Annotated in this window: 5 protein-coding genes; 1 reads left to right on the forward strand and 4 read right to left on the reverse strand. The window is 44.1% G+C overall.

Annotated elements, in window-relative coordinates:
- Window positions 1-109: 109 nt before the first annotated feature.
- The 4 genes from T472_RS00720 to T472_RS00735 form a co-directional block, all read right to left on the reverse strand.
- On the reverse strand, window positions 110-382 hold the full coding sequence (locus T472_RS00720) for an acylphosphatase (RefSeq protein ID WP_023386987.1): 273 nt from the start codon (window positions 380-382) through the stop codon (window positions 110-112).
- Window positions 383-399: 17 nt separating this feature from the next.
- A complete protein-coding gene (locus T472_RS00725) occupies window positions 400-1281 on the reverse strand; it encodes a hypothetical protein (RefSeq protein ID WP_023386985.1) in 882 nt (293 codons plus the stop codon).
- A gap of 84 nt (window positions 1282-1365) precedes the next feature.
- Entirely contained in the window at window positions 1366-3015 is a 1650-nt protein-coding gene (locus T472_RS00730) for a sensor histidine kinase (RefSeq protein WP_023386983.1), read from the reverse strand.
- Window positions 3005-3700, reverse strand: a complete 696-nt coding sequence (locus T472_RS00735; RefSeq protein ID WP_023863205.1) for a response regulator transcription factor — start codon at window positions 3698-3700, stop codon at window positions 3005-3007. Before T472_RS00735 ends, T472_RS00730 begins: the two co-directional genes overlap by 11 nt.
- Before the next feature lie 395 nt (window positions 3701-4095).
- Between T472_RS00735 and T472_RS00740 the strand changes: the two genes are divergently transcribed.
- Window positions 4096-4525: tyrosine-type recombinase/integrase (locus tag T472_RS00740; RefSeq protein ID WP_023863206.1), on the forward strand; the 430-nt coding region annotated here is incomplete at its 3' end.

Consider the following 4525-nt stretch of genomic DNA (forward strand, 5'->3'; position numbering starts at 1 on the left):
GTAGCGATTTTGTTCAATACATCACGAAGCGCGTATTCGCTTGAGTCACATCGTGAAAAAACTTTGTGAAAAATAAAACGGGGGTCTCCTTTTATGAAGACCCTCCAGTTCAATAGGTTATGTCAAAAGATTTCTCATTAGGTTTCACGGGTATTTCCTTCATCGAATAATTCTCGATCCTGGAATAGCCGTTTCCACCCTTTACTGTGTCAAGAAAGACAGAGATATGGTCATCGGGACCCTGGACTTCAACCTCAACATTTCCGTTGTCCATGTTCCTGACATGGCCCGTCAGCTTCATGATATAAGCGGCCCTGTAGACGAAGTACCTGAAGCCGACTCCCTGGACCCTTCCCTGGTAGATGATGAAGAGTCTCTTCAAATCAATCACATCCTTGGTCAGTTTCCTGATGCGCGTTCCGTTTCTGCAATGTGTTCCTTGGTTTCAGGAAGACTTTTCCTTGCCTTTTCCGGAATCTGGAAAAGGCTGGAGCTGCCTTTGGATTTCTCTCTCATGAGCTTCTGCAGGCGTTTCTTCTCCTTTGCCTTGAACACGGTCAGAGTATACATGTAGTCAAGATAGATCGCACCAACTGTCTTGGCTCCAGCAAGCCTGTCCTTATCAAGGTTTATAAGCCTCAGGTGCCTTGTCAGCTTCTTGATGGGCTCATTGTACATGTTGTAGATATCCTTGCTCATCTTCATCGCATCGAGGTATGTCAGCTGTATGTCCTTGTCAAGCTTGATGTTGATGTAGGTATGCATGAATGGCTGGTTATAGGTGACAACAGGCATGGTATCAGCAAACTTTATGAACTTCGCGAATGCTTCTCCGATAGACAGACTGTACCTCTCATACAGAGGGTCCCTGGATTCAATTGGGACAAATAGTGAATCAACCATCCTCGTTCCCTTGTACCTTACCGCCTGAAGGCTTGAAACTGTTGCTCCATAAGGGTCTTCGCTGTTCCTTCCCAGATATAGTGCTATGAAGTCCTTGTGCAGTGGAACTGAGTCGACTTCCTTCAATATCTTTCCTCTGTGGTTGAACAGTGCCTTTTCCATTATTATGTTCCTGTAGTTCATCCTTGACGGGTTGTATATCATGTCCTTCACAATGTAGAATGCCGCTATGGTAAGTCCCATCAGAAGAAATACTATCGAGTAACCAAGCTCTGCCTTTTTACCGCTCTTGAAATACTCGTTAGTGAATACTGCGATCAGGATGAGGAACAGATATATGAAGATGTATTTCACATTAAGCACTTTCCTTATCTTCATTGCTTTCCCCCTTATCACTCTGTTTTTGTAATCTATTACAATTATAATGCATAATTCAAATAATTCATAGCCACAGTGCTTTCACTAGAGGGTCGCACCAGGGCCCGGATAGAACCTTACCGGAAGGTCGACAGTTATGATCAGTGTGCTGCGATCCGTCTTTTTTGCATATATCCTGCCTGAGTGCATCTTGACTATGTTTTCTGATATTGCAAGCCCCAGGCCGCTGCCTCCGTTTCCGGAAAACCTTGACTTGTCAAGTCGGTAGAAACGCTCGAACATCTTGGGAATCTCTGATTCATCGATATCACCAACTGAGTTTTCCACGGATACCCTCGCTATGGCAGCTCCTTCTTCAAGTGATAGAGATACCTTTATTGGTACCTTTTCTGCAGAGTACTTGATTGCGTTGGTTATGAGGTTCTCAAAAAGCCTGACAATCTGCTGCACATCAGCTTCCACAATGACATCCACCCTTGGCATGAACTTCTCCAATGTATGTCCATATTCTTCAGCGAGCGGTATCATTTCCTCCACAAGCTGCTCTATGAGCTCCCGGAGGCTTACGTTCATTATGTTCAGCTTGTGTTCAGGGCTCTCCAGCTTTGAGTATTCAAACAGTGACTCTATTAGTTCCTTGAGCCTCAGTGACTTGGAGCTTGCTATCTCGATGTATTCCTTCCTTTTCTCAGGTGATATGCTGTCTGATTTGGCGAGCTCAATGTATCCGATAATGGAGGTCAAAGGAGTCCTCAGGTCATGGGATACATTAGTTATAAGGTCGTTCTTCATCTGCTCGAGCTTCCTTTCCTCCTCGATCCTGACATCTATGTCCATTGCCATGGAATTGATGCTCTTTGCCAGGTTGGTAAGCTCATCATTTCCTTTTACAGGAGCCTTATATTTGAAATTTCCGGTAGAAATGACCTTAACAGTATCTGAAAGCTGCTGTATGTAGTCCATCTTTCTCCTCGTTATTATGAGGAACATTGCAACAAATAGCACAAGCGCCGCAAAAAGGGACAGGGATGTATTGTATATATAGCTTAGTCTGGTATCAACCACTGCAGCGGGAGCCGCCTTTACTATCAGATACCTGTCCTCCTTTAGGAAATTCATCGGGTAGACAAGGGTCATTTCCTGCGCGGGATCCTGAGGGGTACCTGGGCTATGGTATACGGTCGTGGAGCCTGAATATGACACATCAAAGCTGTTCTTGAGCACATCAAATATATCCAGTTTTTCCTCTGAGACTCCCTCGGTCTTGAACTGGATATTTCCATTGAGGTCCGTAACCATAACCTTCAGGTTACCTACCCTCGAGAAGTCCTCAATGAGATTCTTCATTGCCTGATCCAGGTTGAACTGCTTGGCAAGGGGATTGTTCTCAGAAGGATACCTGACGTTTCTTCTCATCTCATCGGTTATTTCGGTCTCTTCCTTGTATCTCAGGTCATTGATCATCCTTTCAGCGATATCGTATGCCGAGTCCCGGATGCTCTCTATGCCGCGGTTGTAGGAGATATAGGAGGTTTCCACGGTTTTTACAGTCATCTTGTAGGTGACATTGTAGCCGATGAAGGCTGCCACAAGACAAATAGCAACAGCGAAAATAAGCTCAAGCTGGATGTTGCTGGAAATCCTGTCCCGGATTATACCATCTATGAGGCTGAAGAACCTGTCGGACCTCGATGCCTTTTTGTTTGCAGGAACCTTATTCTGCTTATTTCTCAACCTTGTATCCTACTCCCCAGACTGTCTTGATGTACCTTGGATTCCTTGGGTCGTCCTCGATCTTCTCCCTGAGCTTCCTGATGTGCACCATAACTGTGTTTTCAGACTCAAGGAATTCCTCTTTCCAGACGTTCTCATATATCTTCTCTACGGAAAGCACGATCCCAACGTTCCTGGTCATGTACTCAAGCATGTCGAATTCGGTCTTTGTGAGCTTGATGTCCTTGTCTCCTTTCTTTACCTCCCTGGTGCCTATGTTGATCGTTATGTCATCAAGGGTAAGGACATTCTCGTTTCTTGGCTTTTCACTGTTAAGGACATAGTATCTCCTTAGCTGGCTCTTGACTCTAGCGATCAGCTCAAGGGGATTGAAGGGTTTGGTAAGGTAATCGTCTGCTCCCGAAGTGAGGCCATGGATCTTGTCCATGTCCTGGGTCTTAGCCGAAAGCATTATGACCGGCATGTTCTTTGTCTTCCTGAGCTCCATTGTAGCCTGGATTCCATCCTTCTTGGGCATTATGATGTCCAGGATGATAAGGTCCACATGATGATTCGCGATCATCTCAAGCGCCTCTTCACCATTTGTGGCTTTAAGAGTGTTGTAGCCCTCGTTTGCGAGATAGATCTCGATGAGCTCCCTGATCTCCTTTTCATCGTCTACTATTAGAATTGTCTGTTTGTCCATATTGAACCTCCGATGTATATTGATGCCAGTATATTTCATATTTCTTAATTTTTGTGTCTTCAGGCCTTAACCGGGCCTGAAATAGCGTTCTTATAAGATTATTGAACAAAATCGCTACGCGATAGTTCCTTGTCTAAATTCTATACTTATGCCTCTTGAATTGACAGAGGCTTTTTTACGTGAAAAAAATAGTAGATGTATCTCCCTTGATGGTTTATTGTTGAGTTACCACACACCACAAATAACCAAGGAGAACAACTACTATTGTACGCCTATGTTATCATATTTGCGCCATTTCAACAACATTACAATTCTATTTTAAGCTTATTTTTAAGGGCCCCTCCTAAAGCACTGCTGCTCCATCCATCATTGTGCTTTTTGAAAGGAGTTCCCAAATGGACAAGAATATTCATGAAAACTATCTCACCCAATTGGACTATTACCTTGAGATCAGAGACCTCTCTAAAAATACCAGAAAGAACTATCAGTCATTCCTCAAGTCATATCTCGAGTGGCTTGACTCTATGGATATCAGCCCCGCTGACTCATCTTTCGCTGACATAAGGACATATATCCTCTTCCTAAAGAATACAAGGAAGCTTTCCAACCACAGCATCAATGCTCATCTGTCTCAAATAAGGTTCTTCAGGCTGTATATATTGAAGCAGTCCTGGGACAAGTACGAAGTACCTTCCATGAAGAAAAACACCTATCTTCCCGAAGTCATGACTCTGGAAGAAACTATGGAATTCATCGGTTCAGTCCAAGACCTGAGGCTCAAGGCCTGTGTCGCATTGCTTTATTCTTCAGGGCTCAGGCTTTCTG

Source organism: Youngiibacter fragilis 232.1 (genome assembly GCF_000495435.3).
In the GTDB taxonomy this organism is placed as follows: domain Bacteria; phylum Bacillota; class Clostridia; order Clostridiales; family Clostridiaceae; genus Youngiibacter; species Youngiibacter fragilis.